This is a genomic window from Belnapia arida, assembly GCF_016773205.1.
Classification (GTDB): Bacteria; Pseudomonadota; Alphaproteobacteria; order Acetobacterales; family Acetobacteraceae; genus Belnapia; species Belnapia arida.
The window spans coordinates 85,730-102,614 of sequence record NZ_JAETWB010000009.1; the positions used below are offsets into that span (position 1 = coordinate 85,730).

Annotated in this window: 10 protein-coding genes; 7 read left to right on the forward strand and 3 right to left on the reverse strand. The window is 73.2% G+C overall.

Features of this window, described 5'->3' with window-relative positions; all coding sequences use genetic code 11:
* Positions 1–7: 7 nt before the first annotated feature.
* The 7 genes from JMJ56_RS18155 (at position 8) to JMJ56_RS18185 (ending at position 13,029) form a co-directional block, all read left to right on the forward strand.
* On the forward strand, positions 8–802 hold the full coding sequence (locus JMJ56_RS18155) for a cellulose synthase operon protein YhjQ/BcsQ (protein ID WP_202833180.1): 795 nt from the start codon (positions 8–10) through the stop codon (positions 800–802).
* Positions 799–5,268 (forward strand): UDP-forming cellulose synthase catalytic subunit, encoded by a 4,470-nt coding sequence (gene bcsA / locus JMJ56_RS18160; RefSeq protein WP_202833181.1) that lies wholly within the window; start codon positions 799–801, stop codon positions 5,266–5,268. The genes JMJ56_RS18155 and bcsA overlap by 4 nt, the downstream gene beginning before the upstream one ends.
* Entirely contained in the window at positions 5,268–9,053 is a 3,786-nt protein-coding gene (locus JMJ56_RS34900; RefSeq protein WP_202833182.1) for a cellulose biosynthesis protein BcsC, read from the forward strand. Before bcsA ends, JMJ56_RS34900 begins: the two co-directional genes overlap by 1 nt.
* Positions 9,054–9,088: 35 nt before the next feature.
* The gene (gene bcsD / locus JMJ56_RS18170; RefSeq protein ID WP_202833183.1) at positions 9,089–9,559 is read left to right on the forward strand and encodes a cellulose biosynthesis protein BcsD; all 471 of its coding nucleotides are present in this window, start codon (positions 9,089–9,091) and stop codon (positions 9,557–9,559) included.
* Positions 9,560–9,607: 48 nt separating this feature from the next.
* Positions 9,608–11,149 carry a glycosyltransferase family 39 protein gene (locus JMJ56_RS18175; protein WP_202833184.1) on the forward strand — a complete coding sequence of 514 codons (1,542 nt, stop codon included), beginning with the start codon at positions 9,608–9,610 and terminating at the stop codon, positions 11,147–11,149.
* A 156-nt stretch (positions 11,150–11,305) separates the two neighbouring features.
* Positions 11,306–12,241 carry an SMP-30/gluconolactonase/LRE family protein gene (locus tag JMJ56_RS18180; protein ID WP_202833185.1) on the forward strand — a complete coding sequence of 312 codons (936 nt, stop codon included), beginning with the start codon at positions 11,306–11,308 and terminating at the stop codon, positions 12,239–12,241.
* Positions 12,242–12,252: 11 nt separating this feature from the next.
* On the forward strand, positions 12,253–13,029 hold the full coding sequence (locus JMJ56_RS18185) for a fumarylacetoacetate hydrolase family protein (RefSeq protein ID WP_202833186.1): 777 nt from the start codon (positions 12,253–12,255) through the stop codon (positions 13,027–13,029).
* On the opposite strand, the gene JMJ56_RS18190 is transcribed toward JMJ56_RS18185, so the two are convergent.
* The 3 genes from JMJ56_RS18190 to JMJ56_RS18200 all read right to left on the reverse strand — a co-directional run bounded on the left by JMJ56_RS18190 (position 13,021) and on the right by JMJ56_RS18200 (position 16,827).
* Positions 13,021–14,373 carry a tetratricopeptide repeat protein gene (locus JMJ56_RS18190; RefSeq protein WP_202833187.1) on the reverse strand — a complete coding sequence of 451 codons (1,353 nt, stop codon included), beginning with the start codon at positions 14,371–14,373 and terminating at the stop codon, positions 13,021–13,023. The two genes, JMJ56_RS18185 and JMJ56_RS18190, sit on opposite strands and share 9 nt — an antisense overlap.
* A 103-nt stretch (positions 14,374–14,476) precedes the next feature.
* A complete protein-coding gene (locus JMJ56_RS18195; protein WP_202833188.1) occupies positions 14,477–15,712 on the reverse strand; it encodes a hydantoinase/carbamoylase family amidase in 1,236 nt (411 codons plus the stop codon).
* Positions 15,709–16,827: a CaiB/BaiF CoA transferase family protein gene (locus JMJ56_RS18200; protein WP_202833189.1), complete on the reverse strand. Its 1,119-nt coding sequence runs from the start codon at positions 16,825–16,827 to the stop codon at positions 15,709–15,711. The genes JMJ56_RS18195 and JMJ56_RS18200 overlap by 4 nt, the downstream gene beginning before the upstream one ends.
* Positions 16,828–16,885 lie beyond the last annotated feature (58 nt).

Consider the following 16,885-nt stretch of genomic DNA (forward strand, 5'->3'; position numbering starts at 1 on the left):
CGGCACGATGCCGCTGATCTGCATCGCCGCGCCCAAGGGAGGCGTCGGCAAGACCACGCTCGCCGCCAACCTCGCCGGCGCGCTGCATTGCGCCGGCCAGCCGGTGCTGGCGATGGATTGCGACCCGCAGAACGCGCTCCGCCTGCATTTCGGCCTCCCGGTGTGGGACGGCGCCGGCTTCCTGATGCAGCTTCCCCTCCGCCCCGACTGGCGCAGCCTGGTGCGCGACACCGCATCGGGCGTCGCCCTGCTGCCGCACGGGGCGAACGACATCCGCACCGCCCTCCGCCTCGCCGCCGCGCTGGAGCGCGAGCCGGAACTGCTGCTCGCCCCGGTGCGCGCCATGCTGGCCGAGCCCGGCCTCATCCTCGTCGCCGACCTGCCGCCCGGCCCCTCGCAGATGCTGAACCTGCTGGCGCCGCTCGCCGACCTCGTCGTCACCGTGCTGCTGGCGGATGCGAACAGCGCCGCCCTGGTGCCCGAGATCGACAGCGGCCGCTTCCTCGGCAGCGGTGCGCTGTCCGCGCCGCAGGCCGCGCGCGTGCGCATCGTGCTGAACCAGGTGGAGGCCACCTCCCGCCTCTCCCGCGCCGTGGCCGAGGCGATGGTGCGCCATCTCGGCCCGCGCCTGCTCGGCGCCGTCTGCCGCGACGAGGCGGTGGCCGAGGCGCTCGCCGCCCAGCGCCTGCTGCACGCCGAGGCGCCCGGCAGCGCCGCCGCCCTCGACATCGAGGACATCGCCCGCGGCATCGCCGCCCTGCTGCCGCCATTGCCCCTGTCGACGGAGCCGGTCGCGCCATGAGCAACAGCACGCGCGACCCTCTCGCCCGCCTGCCCTTCATGCGCAGCCGCATCGGCGGCGCCGTCGCCAGCATCATCGGGCTCCTCGCGGCGCTGATGGTGATCGTCGCGCCGCTCGAGCCGCAGGACCAGGCCTACCTCGCAATCGGCGGGGTGATGCTCTTCCTCGTCGCCAACGTCTTCCGCGGCCGCGTGGTGACGCTCGCCCTCGCGGCGCTCTCCTCCATCGTCTCGCTGCGCTACCTCTATTGGCGTCTCAACGACACGCTCGACTACACGAGCTTCTGGCAGACCTTCTTCGGAACCGGCCTGGTGCTGGCCGAGGTCTATGCCGGCGTCGCCCTCATCCTCTCCTATTTCCAGACGCTCTGGCCGCTCGAGCGCAAGCCGGTGCCGCTGCCGGAGGATGTCGCCGCCTGGCCGGTCGTCGATATCTTCATCCCGACCTACAACGAGCCGCTGGAGGTGGTGAAGCCCACCATCTTCGCCGCGCTGGCGATCGACTGGCCGCCCGAGAAGCTGCGCGTGCACGTGCTCGACGACGGCAGGCGCGAGGAGTTCCGCCGCTTCGCCGCCGAGGTCGGCGCCAATTACATCACCCGCACCGACAACAAGGGCGCCAAGGCGGGCAACATCAACCACGCCATGGGCGTGACGAGCGGCGAGTACATCGCCATCTTCGACTGCGACCACGTGCCGACGCGCGCCTTCCTCCAACTCACGCTCGGCTGGCTGCTGCGCGACCGCGACCTCTGCATGGTACAGACGCCGCACCACTTCTATTCGCCCGATCCCTTCGAGCGGAACCTCGTCTCCGGCTCGCGCGTGCCGAACGAGAACCTGCTCTTCTACGGCCTCATCCAGCAGGGCAACGACTTCTGGGGCGGCACCTTCTTCTGCGGCTCCTGCGCCGTCATCCGGCGCGAGGCGCTGGAGGAGATCGGCGGCGTCCCGACCGAGACCGTGACGGAGGACTGCCACGCCTCGCTGCGCATGCAGCGGCTGGGCTGGCGCACGGCCTATCTCCGCATGCCGCTCGCGGCCGGCCTCGCGACGGAGCGGCTGATGCTGCACATCGGCCAGCGGATGCGCTGGGGGCGGGGGATGATCCAGATCCTCCGCATCGAGAACCCGCTGACGGCGAGCGGCCTCGGGTGGTCGGAACGGCTTTGCTACTTCATGGCGATGTTCCACTTCCTCTTCCCGCTGCCGCGCTTCGTCTTCCTTACCGCGCCGCTCGCCTACCTGCTCGGCGGGCATACCCTCATCGCCGCCTCGCCGTTGGCGATCGTCGCCTATGCCGGGCCGCACATCATCCATTCCATCGTGACGGCGAGCCGCATCCAGGGCCGCGTCCGCCATTCCTTCTGGTCGGAGATCTACGAGGCCGTGCTCGCCGTCTATCTGCTGCCGGTGACGCTGGCGACGCTGCTCGACCCGCGCCGCGGCAAGTTCAACGTCACCGACAAGGGCGGCACGCTGGCCGATGGCTACTTCGACATGCGCGCGGTCGGGCCCAATGTGGTGCTCGCCCTCTTCCTCGCCGCCGGCCTCGGCTTCGGCCTCTGGGGGCTGGCGACCAACCCGAGGCAGAGCCTCGAATTCCAGGCCTACATGCTGAACCTCGTATGGGCCTCGCTCTGCTTCATCACGGTGATGACCGGCCTCGCGGTCGGGCGCGAGCGGCGCCAGCTGCGCGAGCGGGCGCGCATCAGCGCCGACGTGCCGGCCACCATCCTGCTGCCCGACGGCCGGACGGTCGATGGCGACACGCGCGACCTCTCGCTCGGCGGCGCCGCCGTCTTTGCCGACCGGCCCGAGGGCATGCTCGACGACGCGGTGGTGACGCTCGAGCTGCATTGCGGCCATGAGGTGATCCCGCTGCCGGCCGAGGTGCTGCGCTGGACGGAGGGGCGGCTCCAGGTGCGCTTCGCGCCGCAGGACCTGCATGACGAGGGGCGCATCGTCCGGGCCGTGCTCGGCCGGGCCGATGCCTGGGTGGCCTGGGACGAGACCCGGACCGACCGGCCGCTGCGCTCGCTGCGGGAGGTCATGGTGAGCATCACGGGCCTGGTGCGGGGCGGCTCGCAATTCTCGCTCCGCCGCCGCGGCCCGGCGCGGGGCCACCAGGCCCCCGTCATCGCCGAGCCGCAGCGGCCGCCGGCACCGCCCGCCCGGGCCGTGACGCGCCGCGCCGCCCTGTGGCTGCTCGTCTCCCTCGGCCTCGCCGCCGCCGGCCAGGCAGCGGCGCAGCCGCGCGCCTTCGGCCAGGCCCCGGCCTTCGCCCCGGCGCCGGCGCTCGCTGCGCCCGGTGCGCAGGACCCGACGCTCGGCACGCGGCGCATCAGCACCACGCTGCGCCAGCTCGGCCTCCGCGCGCCGATGCAGCTGCGCGGCACCTCGGACCTCCAGGGCGTGCTCTTCGGCATCCGCGGCGACGAGGTGGTGACGGAGGCCCGCCTCGTGCTCCAAGGCTCCACCTCGCCCCAGCTGATCCCCGAGCTGAGCCAGATCTCCGTCGCGCTCAACGAGCAGTTCGTCGGCGCCATCCAGCCGGACCGCAACCGGCCGAGTTTCGGCCCGCTCGAATTCCCGGTGAACCCGGTCTTCTTCGCCGACAACAACCGGCTGAATTTCCGCTTCTCCGGCCGCTACGCGGTGGAGTGCAACGACCCGCTCTCCGGCCTGCTCTGGGCCGTCGTCTCCGACACATCGACGCTCAACCTCACCCTGGAGAAGCTGCCGCTGACGCGCGACCTGGCGCGGCTGCCGGAACCCTTCTTCGACCCGCGCCTGCTGCGCGAGCCGCTCGTGCTGCCGGTCGTCCTGGCGGAGGCAGCGGGCAACGACGTGCTGCGCGCGGCCGCCATCGCCTCCTCCTGGTTCGCGGTGCAGGCCGACTACCGCACCGCCCGCTTCCCGGTCTCCGCCGCGCCGCCGGCGCGCGGCCATGCGGTGATGATCGTCACCAGCGGCGACGTCATCCAGGGCGTTCCCCTGCCGCGCTTCGACGGCCCGACCGTCGCCCTGCTGCCCAACCCGAACGACCCCTTCGGCCTGCTTCTGCTGATCGGCGGCCGGACCGGGGCGGAGGCGGTGGCCGCCGCCTCCGTGCTTGCGGTCGGGCGCGAGGCGCTCTCGGGCGAGGCCGCCATCGTCCAGCTGCCGGACATGCCCGCGCGCCAGCCCTATGACGCGCCGCGCTGGATCCGCAGCAACCGCCCGGTGAAGCTCGGTGAGCTGGTGGACCCGACGGAGCTCCAGGTTTCCGGCTATTCGCCGGGCGCCATCTCGATCCCCTTCCGCACCGCGCCCGACCTCTTCACCTGGCGCAACCAGCCGCTCCAGGCCGATATCCGTTTCCGCGCGCCCCCGGGCCCGATCGTCGACGTCGCCGTCTCGCGCGTCGATGCGACGATCAACGACCTCTACCTGAAGAGCTTCCCGCTGCGTGGGCCGGAGCCGGCCTGGCCGCTCTCTGCCATTGCCGGGTGGTTCGATCCCGGCAGCGACCGCTCGGAGGCGCGGCTCGGCATCCCGCCCTGGATCGTCTTCGGCCAGAACGAGCTGCAATTGCGCTTCGACATGCGCCCGCTTTCGCGTGGCGACTGCGTGGCCATCCCGGGCGACATCCGCGCCGGCATCGACCCGGACAGCACCATCGACCTCTCCTCGGCCCACCGCTTCACCCGGCTGCCGAACCTCGCCTATTTCGCCAGCTCCGGCTTCCCCTTCACCCGGATGGCCGACCTCTCGACGACGGCCGTGGTGCTGCCGGACCGGCCGAGCGCGCAGGAGCTCTCCGCCTTCCTCGGCCTGATCGGCCGCGTCTCGGCCCTGGTCGGCTACCCGGCGACCGGCGTGCAGGTGGTGCGCCCGCAGGCGCTGGCCCAGGCGACGGAGAAGGACCTCATCGTCATCGGCGCATTAGGCCGCCAGCCCGCGCTGCCGCAGCTGATGCAGGACGCGCCGGTGCAGATCGACGGCAACCGCCTCACGGTCGCGCTGCCGGACATGCTGGGCGGCTTCCGCCACATCTTCGGCGGCGGCGGGCGAGGGGCAGCGGCGGAACGCGCCTCGGCCCAGCTCGCGGCGCCGGGCGACGGGCTCGGCGCGGTCTTCGGCTTCGAATCGCCGCTGAAGCCCGGCCGCTCGGTCCTGGCGCTCACCGGCACCACCCCCGGCGCGCTCGAGGACATGGTCGCCGCCTTGCAGGACCCGGAGCAGCTGCCCCGCGTCCAGGGTGACCTCGCCCTGCTCACCGCCGGCAAGATCCAGGGCTACAGCCTCGGCCGGACCTACAACACCGGCGTGCTGCCGCCCTGGCTCTGGCCGCAGGTCTATCTCTCGTCGAGCCCGGCGGCGCTGCTCGGCCTGCTCGCCCTCGCCATGCTGCTGGTCGCCGCGCCCTTCTACTGGGTGCTCCGGCGCCGCGCGATCCGCCGCCTGCGCACGAGGACAAGCTGATGCTCCGCCGCGCGCCCCTCATCGCCGCCGCGCTCGCCCTGCCCGGGGCGGCGCTTGCCCAGGCACAGGTCCCCACCCCGGCCCAGCCCACCGCCGCCACCTCCGCCCAGGGCGGGCAGGAAGGCGCCATCGCCGCCCTGCTCGACCAGGCGAATTACTGGCGCCTGCAGAACCGGCCGGAACTCGTCATCCGCACGCTGGAGCGGCTGCTGGTCGTCGATCCGCGCAACGTGGAGGCGCTGGCCGGCGCCGCCCAGGCACATGCCCAGCTCGGCCACCGCCAACCGGCGGAGAGCTACCTCGCCCGGTTGCGCCAGGTGGCGCCCGGCGACCCGCGGCTCGGCGAGACCGACATCACCGTCCGCGCCGCGACCGTCGATACCGGCGCGCTGGCCGAGGCCCGGCGCCTTGCCCAGGCCGGCCGCGCCGCCGAGGCGGTGCAGCGCTACCGCGAGCTGTTCCGCGGTGCCGCGCCGCCCGACGGCTACGCCCAGGAATACTACGCGACCCTCGCCGGCACCGAGCAGGGCTATGGCGAGGCCCGCGACGGCCTCGCCCGCCTCGCCGCCCGCTCGCCGAGCGACATGCGCCTCCAGCTCGCCTATGCGCAGGTGCTGACCTACCGCGACGCCACCCGCAACGACGGCATCGGCCGCCTCCGCCAGCTCGCCGCCAACCCGGAGGTGACGAACACCGCGACCGCAGCCTGGCGCCAGGCGCTGCTCTGGCAGGGGCCGAGCCGGGACATGGTCCCGGCGCTGCAATCCTTCCTCGAGCGCTTCCCGAACGATGCCGACATCGCCCGCAAGCTGGCGGAGGCGCAAAATCCGCCCACCGGCACGCCGGACGAGGCGAGCCTCACCCGCATCCGCGGCTTCGAGCAACTGAATGCCGGCCGCCTGCGCGACGCCCAGCGCGACTTCGAGGCCGCCGTCGCCCGCAACCCGGAGGATGCCGACGCAACCGGCGGCCTCGGCCTGGTGCGGCTGCGCGAGGGCCGCTACGGCGAGGCGCGCAGCCTGCTCGAACGCGCCATCCGCCTCGCCCCCGAGAGGCGCGACCAGTGGCAGCGCGCCCTCGACGGCGCCGGCTATGCCGCCGACCTCGCCACCGCCCGCAGCCAGCTCCAGGCCGGCAACCTCGACGCCGCCGAGCAGACGCTGCGCCGCGCCACCGGCCGCGGCGCCGGCGACAAGGCCGATGCCGACGCGCTGCTCGGCGACCTCGCGCTGCGCCGCGGCGACCTGGCCGGCGCCGAGGCCCGCTACCGCGCCGCGCTGTCCCGCCGCCCCAATCTCGGCCCCGCCGCGAGCGGCCTCTATGAGGTGCTCCAGCAGGGGGGCCGCTTCGCCGAGGCCGAGGAGTTGCAGCGCCGCGCCGGCGGCCCGCTCGCCGGCGGCGACGCCATGGCCGGCCGGGCGAACGCCATCCGCACCGAGGCCCAGCGCAACCCGAACCCGGCGGCGGCCGTCGCCATGCTGCGCCAAGCCCTCCAGGCCGACCCGTCGAGCCCCTGGATCCGCCTCGACCTCGCCCGCCTGCTCTCGCGCCAGGGCAACGGCGCCGAGGCCCGCCAGCTGATGGAGGCCGCCATCGCGGGCGGCAACCCGGACGCGCTGCACGCCGCCTCGCTCTTCGCCGAGGAGGAAGCGCGCCCGGCCGATGCGGTGGACTACCTCAACCGCATCCCCGTCCGCCTCCGCAACGCGGACATGAACGGCCTGCTCGCCCGCACGCGCATCGCCGGCGAGGTGCAGGTCGCCGCCAGTCTCTGGCGCAGCGGCCAGCAGGCGCAGGGCCGCCTGCAGCTGATCGGCATCGCCCGCCGCAACGACCCGACGGGCAACAGCGCCCAGCTCGCCATCCGCAAGCTCGGCCAGCTGAACGACCCGATGGGTGCCGCCGAGGCCGGCCGCGCCGCACTTGCCGCCAACCCCCGCGCCAGCGCCTCCGCCCGGCTCGCCATCGCCGCCGCCCTGCTCGGCGCCGGGGCGGAGGCCGATGCCATCGCCCTCGCCCGCGTCGTGGAGGCCCTGCCGAACCTCACCGGCGAGGAGCGCCGCCAGGCTGCCGCCCTGCAATCCGGCCTCGCCATCCGCGCCGCGGACCGGCTGAACGACCAGGGCGACCCAGCCGGCGCCTATGACCTGCTCGCCCCCGTCCTGGCGCGCGACCCGACCAACGCTCCGGCCAACTTGGCGCTCGCCCGGCTCTACCAGGGCGCCAACCAGCCCGGCGCCGCCGGCCGCATCGCCGAGGGCGTGCTCCAGGCCGACCCATCCAGCCTCGAGGCCCGCTTCGCCGCCATGGACGCCGCCATCGCCGCGCGCGACTGGGGCCGGGCCGAGGCGCTGCTGGTCGAGTCCCGCGCCATCAGCCCCGGCGACATCCGCATGTCGCTGGCGGAAGCTCGCCTCGCCCGCGCCGCCGGCCAGAACGGCCGCGCCCTCCGCGCGCTGGAGATGGCCGCCGCCCAGCGCCGCTCCCAGGCCGTCCAGGGAGGCGACCCCACCGCCGGCAACGGCCCGCTGCTGGCCCAGGCCGGGCGCGACAACCCCTTCCGCCGCGGTGGCCTGCCGGGGACGGCCGCGTCCCTCACCCCCGCCCTCGACCCGGTCGATGCCGAGATCCAGCGCGAGCTCGGCCTGGTGCGCGAGGAGACCGCCGCCCGGCTGCAAGGCGCCGTCGCCTACCGCACCCGCTCCGGCACCAGCGGCCGCGACCGGCTGGAAGAGGTCTCCGCCCCGCTCGAAGCCTCGATCGCCCCCGGCGGCCGCATCACCGCGACGGTCACGCCGGTCAGCATCGCCACCGGCAAGCTGAACGCCGACAACATCGAGGGCCTGCGCGCCTATGGCAGCAACGCCCTCGCCCCCGGCCTGCAGGGCACCACGCCCTCGGCCAGCCCCGCCGACCGCCAGCGCCTGACCGCGCGGGACACGACGGCCACCGGCGTCGGCCTCGGCCTCGGCTATGCGCGGGAAAGCTTCCGCGCCGATGTCGGCACCTCGCCCATCGGCTTCCGCGAGCAGAACTTCCTCGGCGGCGTGGAATTCGCCCCCGAGCTCAGCCCGACCCTCAAGCTGCGGCTGACCGCCGAGCGCCGTTCGGTGACGGACAGCCTGCTCTCCTGGTCCGGCCTGCGCGACCCGGCGAGCGGGCAGGTCTGGGGCGCCGTGGTCCGCACCGGCGGCCGGGCGCAGCTCGAATACGGCGCCGGGCCGGCCGGCCTCTATGCCGGCGCCGGCTACTCCACCTTCACCGGCCGCAACGTCGCCAGCAACAGCCGCTTCGAGGCCGGGGCCGGCGTTTCCTACCAGGTCTGGCGGCGGCCGGGCGACGAGCTCACCACCGGGCTCGACCTCGTCTACTTCGCCTATGACAACAACCAGCGCCTCTTCACCTACGGCAATGGCGGCTATTTCAGCCCGCAGAGCTACTTCGCCGCCAATGTCCCGGTCGACTGGCGCGGCCGCGACGGCGACCTCTCCTGGCGCCTCGGCGGCACCATCGGCTACCAGAGCTACCGCGAGGACGCCGCCCGCTACTTCCCGACCGATGCCGGCGCCCAGGCCCAACTCGAATCCTCGCTCCCGGGCGACCCGACCGCCAGGGCCAGCCAGGCCGCGCGCAGCGCCTCCGGCATCATCGGCGGCGTGCGCGGCGACGTCGACTACGCGGTCACGCCCAACCTTCGCATCGGCGCGCTGCTGCGCTACGACCGCACGGCGAATTGGAATGAGGCGCGGGGGATGTTCTACGCCCGCTACCGGTTCGACAAGTAATGGACACGCTGCTCCCCACCCCGGAAGGCCCCCGCATGACGGCAGCCGAGCCGAACGCCCTCAGCTACCTCGCCCGCCGCGGTGTCGCGGCGCAGTGGCGCGGCTTCCTCCGCGCCCTGGTCGAGACGCTCGACGCCAATCTCGACGCCGCCTCGCGCGACGCCCTGCTGCGCGCCGTCGGCGCCCGCTTCGCCGCCCTGACCCCGCTTCCCGCCTGCGCGGGCCTCGCCGAGCTGGAGGCCCGGGTGAACGAGGCCCTGGCGGCGGCCGACTGGGGCTGGGCCGAGATCGCCCTCGACCCGAACGACCGCGCCCTCGTCGTCACCCATTGCGCGGCCCCCCTGGTGGCGACCGGGGCGGACCCCTCCGGCGGCTGGGTCGGCGCGGTGCTGGAGGGCCTCTACGGCACCTGGTTCGGCGCCCAGCCCGGCTCCGAGCCGAGCCTCGTTCCCCGCCGCACCGGCGGCAGGCCGGGCGTCATCCTCCTCCGCTACGGCCGGGGCTGACGGGGGAGGGGTTCCCCACCCCCCGGTCCATGATATGCGAAGCGCCCGATGAGCCTCTCTCCGCGCCTGCGGGCCCCCTTCGCCGCCATCGACCGCGTCTTCGGCATCCTCGTCGTCCCGCTGGCGATGCTGCTGGCCTCGCTGCTGCTGCGCGCCCTCGGTTTCACCGTCGCGGTGATCGACACGGATGAGGGGCTCTACCTCGTCCAGGCCCAGCAATGGCTTCGCGGGCATTGGCCGCTGGTCGCGGTCTGGGACATGCACCCGGTCGGCGCGCCCGCCGTCTTCGCCGCGGCGATGGCCATCTTCGGCGAGAGCATCGCCACCATCCGCCTGCTCGGCTGCCTCTGCGTGGCGCTGGCCGCCTGGGCGCTCTACGGCGCGGTGCGGACGGCGGGCGGGCCGCGCGGCATCGGCCTGGCGGCGGGCTTCATCTACATCGCCCACAGCCTGCGGATGGGCGGGCTCGCCACCAATACCGAGATCCTCTTCGCTCCGCTCACCGTCGCCGCCATGGCGCTCGGCATCCGCGGCTTGGCCGGGGCGCTCCGCTTGCGGGAGGCGCCCGGCTGGCCCGGGCTGGCCGCCATGGGCCTGCTGATCGGCTCGGCGCTCGCCATCAAGCCGGTGATGGTGGTCGAGGGCTGCCTCTGCTTCGCGCTGATGGTCTTCCCCGCCCTCTGGCACCGCCTGCTGCCCTGGCGCCGGGCGCTGGCGATGGCCGCCGCCTATGCCGGGCTCTGCGCCCTGCCGACGCTGGTCTTCGGCCTGCTCTACTGGTGGCAAGGGGCGCTCGCCGACTTCCTCGACGGCACCTTTCTCGGCCCGCTCCGCTATGCCGAGGGGCGGCTCGGCGCCGTGGAGTCCTTCCACCGCATCTTGGTCGAGATCCTGACGCTGCTCTGGCCCATCGCGCTCGCCGCCATCGCCCTGCTGCGCTGGCTGCCGCGGGGCGGCATCGCCGGGATGCTGGTGCGGGTCGGGCTGATCTGGTTCGTCGCCGCCAGCGTCGGCGTCGCCTCGCCGGGCTATTTCTACCCGCACTACTTCCTGCTCTGGCTGCCCTCCCTCGCGCTGATGGCGACCTTCGGCTGCTGGCGCCTCGCCCGCCGGCTGCCGGCGCACCGCCGCGCCCCCGGCTTCGCCCTGCTGGTCGCGGTGGTGATGATCGGTTCCTGGCGTGCCGACGCCACCGCCCGCGTCGACCGCGGCATCGGCCTGTTCGAGGCAGACCCGGTGGTCGAGATCACTCGCCTGATCCGCGCCGAACTGAAGCCGGGCGAGACCATCTTCGTCGCCAACTACCACCCCGTGATCTACGCGCTGACCGATGCGGCGCTGCCGACGCGCTTCGTCTTTCCCGCCCAGCTCACCGGCGAGTTCACCGACATCGCCGGCATCAACACCGATGCCGAGGTGGCGCGCATCATGGCCAGCCGCCCGCGCTTCGTCGTCATCGACCGCGGCTGGTGGCCGCGGCTCCGCGAGAGTGCGGCGGCCATCATCACCGAGGCGCTGGAGAGCGATTACACCCAGGTCGGCGAGGTGCCGGAGGAGCGCGGCCCGATCGAGCTCTGGGCACCGAAATAGGACGGAGCGTGATCGCCGGAGGCTGGTACGGCCGGGGGCGTGAATCACGCGACAAGATGGCAGGCCGGGGCATGAACCGCGGTTCATGCCCCGGGTGGGGTTGCAAGCCCCGCCTTCTGGCGCATGATCCCCGGCAAATCGATGGGGGAGAGAGGCATGGCCGAGTTGCGCATCCTGGCCGAGGGGCTGCGGTTTCCGGAGGGTCCGGTCGCCATGCCGGATGGCAGCATCATCCTGGTCGAGATCGCCGCCGGCACCCTCACCCGCGTCGCCCCGGACGGGACGAAGACCACCGTCGCCCACCCCGGCGGCGGCCCGAACGGCATCGCCCTCGGCCCGGACGGCAAGATCTTCTGCTGCAACAACGGCGGCTTCCTCTGGCATGAGGAGCCGGGCTTCATCCGCCCCATCGGCCAGTCGCCCGACTACAGCGGCGGCCGCATCGAGGTGATCGACCCGCAATCGGGCGAAGTCCGCACCCTCTACGACCGCTGCGGCGAGCACCGGCTGAAGGGGCCGAACGACATCGTCTTCGCGCCTGCCGGCAGCCCCGGCGAGGGCGGCTTCTGGTTCACCGACCTCGGCAAGGTCCGCGCCCGCGACCGCGACCATGGCGGCGTCTACTGGGCCGCCTCGGACGGCTCGAGGATCGTCGAGGCCGCCTACCCGGTCTTCGGCGGCGCCAACGGCATCGCCCTTTCGCCCGACGGCCGCACCCTCTACGCCGCCGAGACCGAGACCGGCCGCCTCTGGGCCTGGGACATCGAGGGGCCGGGCGTGGTGCGCAAGGATCCCTGGCCCTCCTCGAATGGCGGCCGCGTGCTCTGCCAGTTCCCCGGCTACCGCCGCCTCGACAGCGTCGCCGCGACCGCCGCCGGCAATATCTGCGTCGCTACCCTGGTGAGCGGCGAGATCACCACCGTCTCCCCCAGCGGCGAGATCCTCCGCGTGGTGAAGATGCCGGAGCCGATGCCCACCAATCTCTGCTTCGGCGGGCCGGACCGGCGCACCGCCTTCATCACCCTCTCCACCACCGGCAAGCTGGCGGCGATGGAGTGGGACGAGCCCGGCCTCCACCTGCCCTACAACTGAGGAGCAAGGGGATGACGCTCTGGGTCCGCTACGACCGCGACGGCGCGGAAGGCTTCGGTACGCTGGAAGGCGAGGAGATCGCCGTCCATGCCGGCGAGTTCTTCGGCACGCCCGCCCCGACCGGCAAGCGCCTGCCGCTCTCGGCGGTGCGCCTGCTGCCGCCCGTGCAGCCCGGTGCCTTCATCGGCCTCTGGAACAACTTCCATGCCGCCGCGGCGAAGCAGGGCAACGCCATCCCCGAATTCCCCCTGTATTTCCTGAAGAACCCGCGCTGCGTCATCGGCCCCGGCGCCGCCATCCACCCGCCCGCCGGCTATGACGGCAAGGTGCTCTACGAAGGCGAGCTCGGCATCGTCATCGGCCGCCAGGTCTCCGCGGCCGACGAGGCGGAGGCCGAGGCCGCCATCTTCGGCTACACCGCGGTGAACGACGTCACCGCGCTCGACCTGCTGACGGCCGACGCCTCCTTCCCGCAATGGGCCCGCGCCAAGGGCTGCGACACATTCGGCCCCATCGGCCCCGCCATCGCCACCGGCTTCGACTGGCGATCGGCCCGCGTCACCGTCGCGCTGAACGGCCGCGTCCGCCAGGACTACCCGCTCGCCGACATGATCCTGCCGCCGGCGCGCATCGTCTCGCTCATCTCGCGGGAGATGACGCTGCACCCCGGCGACGTCATCGCCTGCGGCACCTCGCTCGGCGCCCTGCCGATTCGCCCCGGCATGCAGGTCGCCGTCACCATCGAAGGCATCGGGGTCCTGGAGAACCCCTACGCCCCCTCAATGTAGAATGGAGGCCGCCGCCTTGCGGTACCCCGCCCGCCGCGCCGGCGGCACCGGGTGCCGCCCGGCGACGCGCTCCAGCAGCAGCCGCGCATCCTCCTCCAGCCCCGCCTGCATCGCGGCATCGAGGAAGAACTGCTCCAGCACGTCCTGCTGCGCGTGGCTGCCGCCCAGCGCATGCATGCCCCCGAGCGCCGGCCGCATCGCCGCGACGGCCCCGGCGAAGTCGCCGCGCCCATGCCGCAGCACCGCCTCGCAGATCGGCAGGGCATACTGGCCGATGATCGCGGCGTTCCCGCCATTGTGGCTGCGCGCGTAGTCGCGCACCGCCTCCAGCATCCGCTCCGCCGCGCCGAAGCGCCCCGTCACCACCAGCGCCATCATGAAATGCGGCAGGTTGAAGCCCTGCTGGCAGTCGCCGATCCGCGCCTCCGCCTTGTCGGCCAGCTCCGCCCAGCGCGCCCCGCCATCCACCCCCTGCAGCCGCAGCCGGTAGAGCATGGAGATGGCGTTCTGCATGTCGATGGCGAGGTCCGGCATCGCCATCGTCACCTGGCTTTCCAGGTTGCGGAAGTTCCGGTCGTAGAGCGCCAGCACCTGGTCGTGCTCGCCCCGCTCGTAGTGGAACAGCGCCCGGTGCCACCAGAGATGATGGGTGAGGTTGTTCCCCCCCTCCCAATGCTGCTCCAGCCCCGAGGTCCAGGCGATGCCCTCGCCGCGCCGCCCCTGCATCTCCATCACATGCGCGACCGCATGCGTCGCCCAGAGATCCGCCGGATTGATGCCGACCGCCGCGCGGCCCGCGGATTCGCCGACCAGGTAGTTGCCGCATTCCTCGTTGGCGAAGGCCTGGCAGGCCAGCACATTGTGGTAGCCGGGCTGGTCCGGCCCCCAATGCGGCAGCACGCCATTGACGGCCGCCAGCATCATGTCCGCCCGCCCCCGCCAGAAGGCGTTGTAGTGATGCAGCCGGAGCGCCAGCAGGTCATGCGGATGCTCGGCCATGATGCCCGTCCAGGCCGCGAGCGCGCGGGCCATGTCGCCCTCCGCCCAGGCCGCCAGCGCCGCCGCATGCGCCCTCTCGCGCGCCGTGCCGCGCTCGGCGAGCTGCCCAGCCCTGGCCGCCGCCTCCACCGCCGCCGGGGCGAAGGCCGAGTTCGCCGCCAGCATGGCGAAGGTGCCCTTCAGCATGACCAGCATCGGGCTCTCCGGGTCGAGCTTCAGCGCCGCCTTGAGCCGCTGCGAGGCATCCGCCCGGTAGAGCAGGAAGCCCTCCAGCGTCCGGTCATAGCCCGCCGCCGCCTCGGCCGAAGCCACCGTCATCGGCAGGCCCTGCGCGTCCTTCTGCATGCGTTCCCTCATCCTTCGGAAGTCTTGTCGAAGCTGGTCCATAGCTGGTGTCCTTCCGCCGATTTGCTGCGGAAGGCTTGCGAGGAGTTGAGAGTCGCCCGGCCTAATGCCCGGCGCGGCCCGCCAGCCATAGCGTGAGCAGGCCGACCGCCGCCATCAGGTCATCGGTCTCCATCGCCTCGTCCGGGTTGTGGCTGCCGTTGCGGTTGCGGATGAGCAGCATTCCGGTCGGCACCCCGGCCGCGGCGAAGTTGTTGGCGTCATGACTCCCCGGGCTGTTCAGCCGCGGCGGCGCCAGCGCGCGCTGCCGCGCCGCCGCTGCCAGCTCGCCGAGAATCGTTGCATCCATCACGCCCGGCGCCGCGGCACTCCGGGGGCCGAGATCGATGGCAACCCCCCGCCGCGCCGCCACTGCGCCCACCAGCCCGTGCAGCTTCGCCTCCAGCGCCGCCAGATGCGCCGCTTCATAGGCGCGCAGGTCGAGGCTCATCTCGAAGGCGCCCGGCACCACCGTCATCGCATGCCGCTCGGCCAGGGTATGGAACCGCCCGATGGTGACCGCCATCGGCCGCCGCGCCGCCTCCTCATCGAGCCAGAGCCGCTCCAGCGCCAGCGCCAGCTCCGCCCCCGCCAGCGCCGCATCGTGGCGGAAGCGGTGCGGCAGCCCGGTATGCGCATCCTCGCCCGTGATGCGGATATGCGGATGCCGCACATTCCCCGGATTGGCGAGGCAGAGCGCGACGGGCTGCCCCGCCTCGACGAGCTGCGGCGCCTGCTCGATATGGAGCTCGACATAGGCCCCGATTCGCCTGGGGTCGCGCAGCGGCCGCCCCAGCGCGCGTGGATCGCCCCCGCAGGCCGCGATGCACTCCCCGAGGCGCTGGCCTCCCCGCGCATGCGGCAGGTCGAGCGCCCCCTCCGGCAGCCGTCCGAGCAGGCTGCGGCTGCCGATCAGCCCGAGCCCGAACCACACCGCCTCCTCGCAGCGCAGCGCCAGCACCTCGATGGAGGCACGCGGCCGAAACCCCTCCGCCTGGAGCGCGGCGATGGCGGCAAGCCCCGCCACCACCCCCGCCGCCCCATCGAAATTCCCCCCATGCACCACGCTGTCGAGATGCGATCCGATGAGGATCGGCGCCGCCGAAGGATCGGTCCCCGCCCAGCGCATCGAGAGACTGGCCCCCGCATCCACCGTGCAGTCGAGCCCAAGCCCCCGCGCCGTCTCCGCCATCAGCGCCATGGCGGCATTCTCGCCCGCCCCGAAGGCCTCGCGCGTGATCCCCGGCGGGTCGGCGCCGATCGCCGCCAGCCGGTCCAGCAACGTCTGGACAGGGATCAAAGCCCAAGCTCCGCCAGCACCGCCGCCGTATGCTCGCCCAAGGCCGGCGCCGGCACGCTCCACGCCCCGATCCCCGGCAGCTTCGGGAAGGGCAGGGTGCCCAGCCCCGGCTGCGCCAGCGGCACGGCGGCGCCGACCGCCTGCACATGCGGGTCCGCCAGCCAGTCGAGCGGCGTGTTGACGAGGTCGCAGAGCATCCGCGCCGCCTGGTAGCGCGTCACCCACTCCGCAGCCGGCTGCGTGCGGAAGGCCTCGCGCAGCATCGGCAGCAGCGCCTCCCGGTGCTCCGCCCGTGCGGCGAAGCTGGCGAAGCGCGCATCCCCCACCAGTTCCGGCAACCCGGCGATGCCGACGAGCGTGGCGAATTCCGGCTCCCGCAGCATCGCCACCATGAACCAGCGCCCGTCGCTGCCCTGGTAGGTCCCGGAGGGAACGTTGGCGAGCGGCGGCACCCGCCCGAGCAGCCCCTGTTCGGCGACGTTGAAGGCCATCAGCGCCGCCGCCGCCTGCATCAGCGAGACGTCGAGCACCCGCCGCTGCGGCGCCGCGCCCGCCACCCGGTCCCGCGCCTGCTCGGCCAGCGCCGCCTGCACGGCGGCGAAGGCCGAGATGCCGGTGACCATGTCGACCGTCATCAGGTTGCCGGTGCGGTGCGGCACGCCATCCATGCCGATATTGAGCGAGACCATCCCCGAATAGGCCTGGGCCACGCTGTCCGTGCAGGGCCGCTCCGAATGCGGCCCCTGCTGCCCGAAGCCCGAGATCGAGAGGAAGACCACATCCGCCTTTCCCGCCTCCGGCACCACGCCGATCCGCCGCGCGACCCCGGGCCGGAACGCTTCCAGCATCACGTCGGCCCGCGCCGCCAGAGCCTTGAAGGCCGCCCGCCCGCGCTCCTCCTGCAGGTCGATCACCACGCTTCGCTTGCCGCGGTTGAAGGTGACATGCATGGCGCTCTGCGTGCCTTCCCGCGTCGAGAGCCCCCGCGACCAGTCGCCCGCCGGCGGCTCGACCTTCAGCACCTCCGCCCCGCAGGCCGCGAGCAGCGTCGCGCAGTAGGGGCCTGCGATGCCCTGGCTCGCATCCAGCACGAAGAGCCCTTGGTAAGGCTGCATGGCGTTTCCTCCCGCGTCTTGACGCCCTATCCTGCCTGGAACGACGGATGAGGGAAGG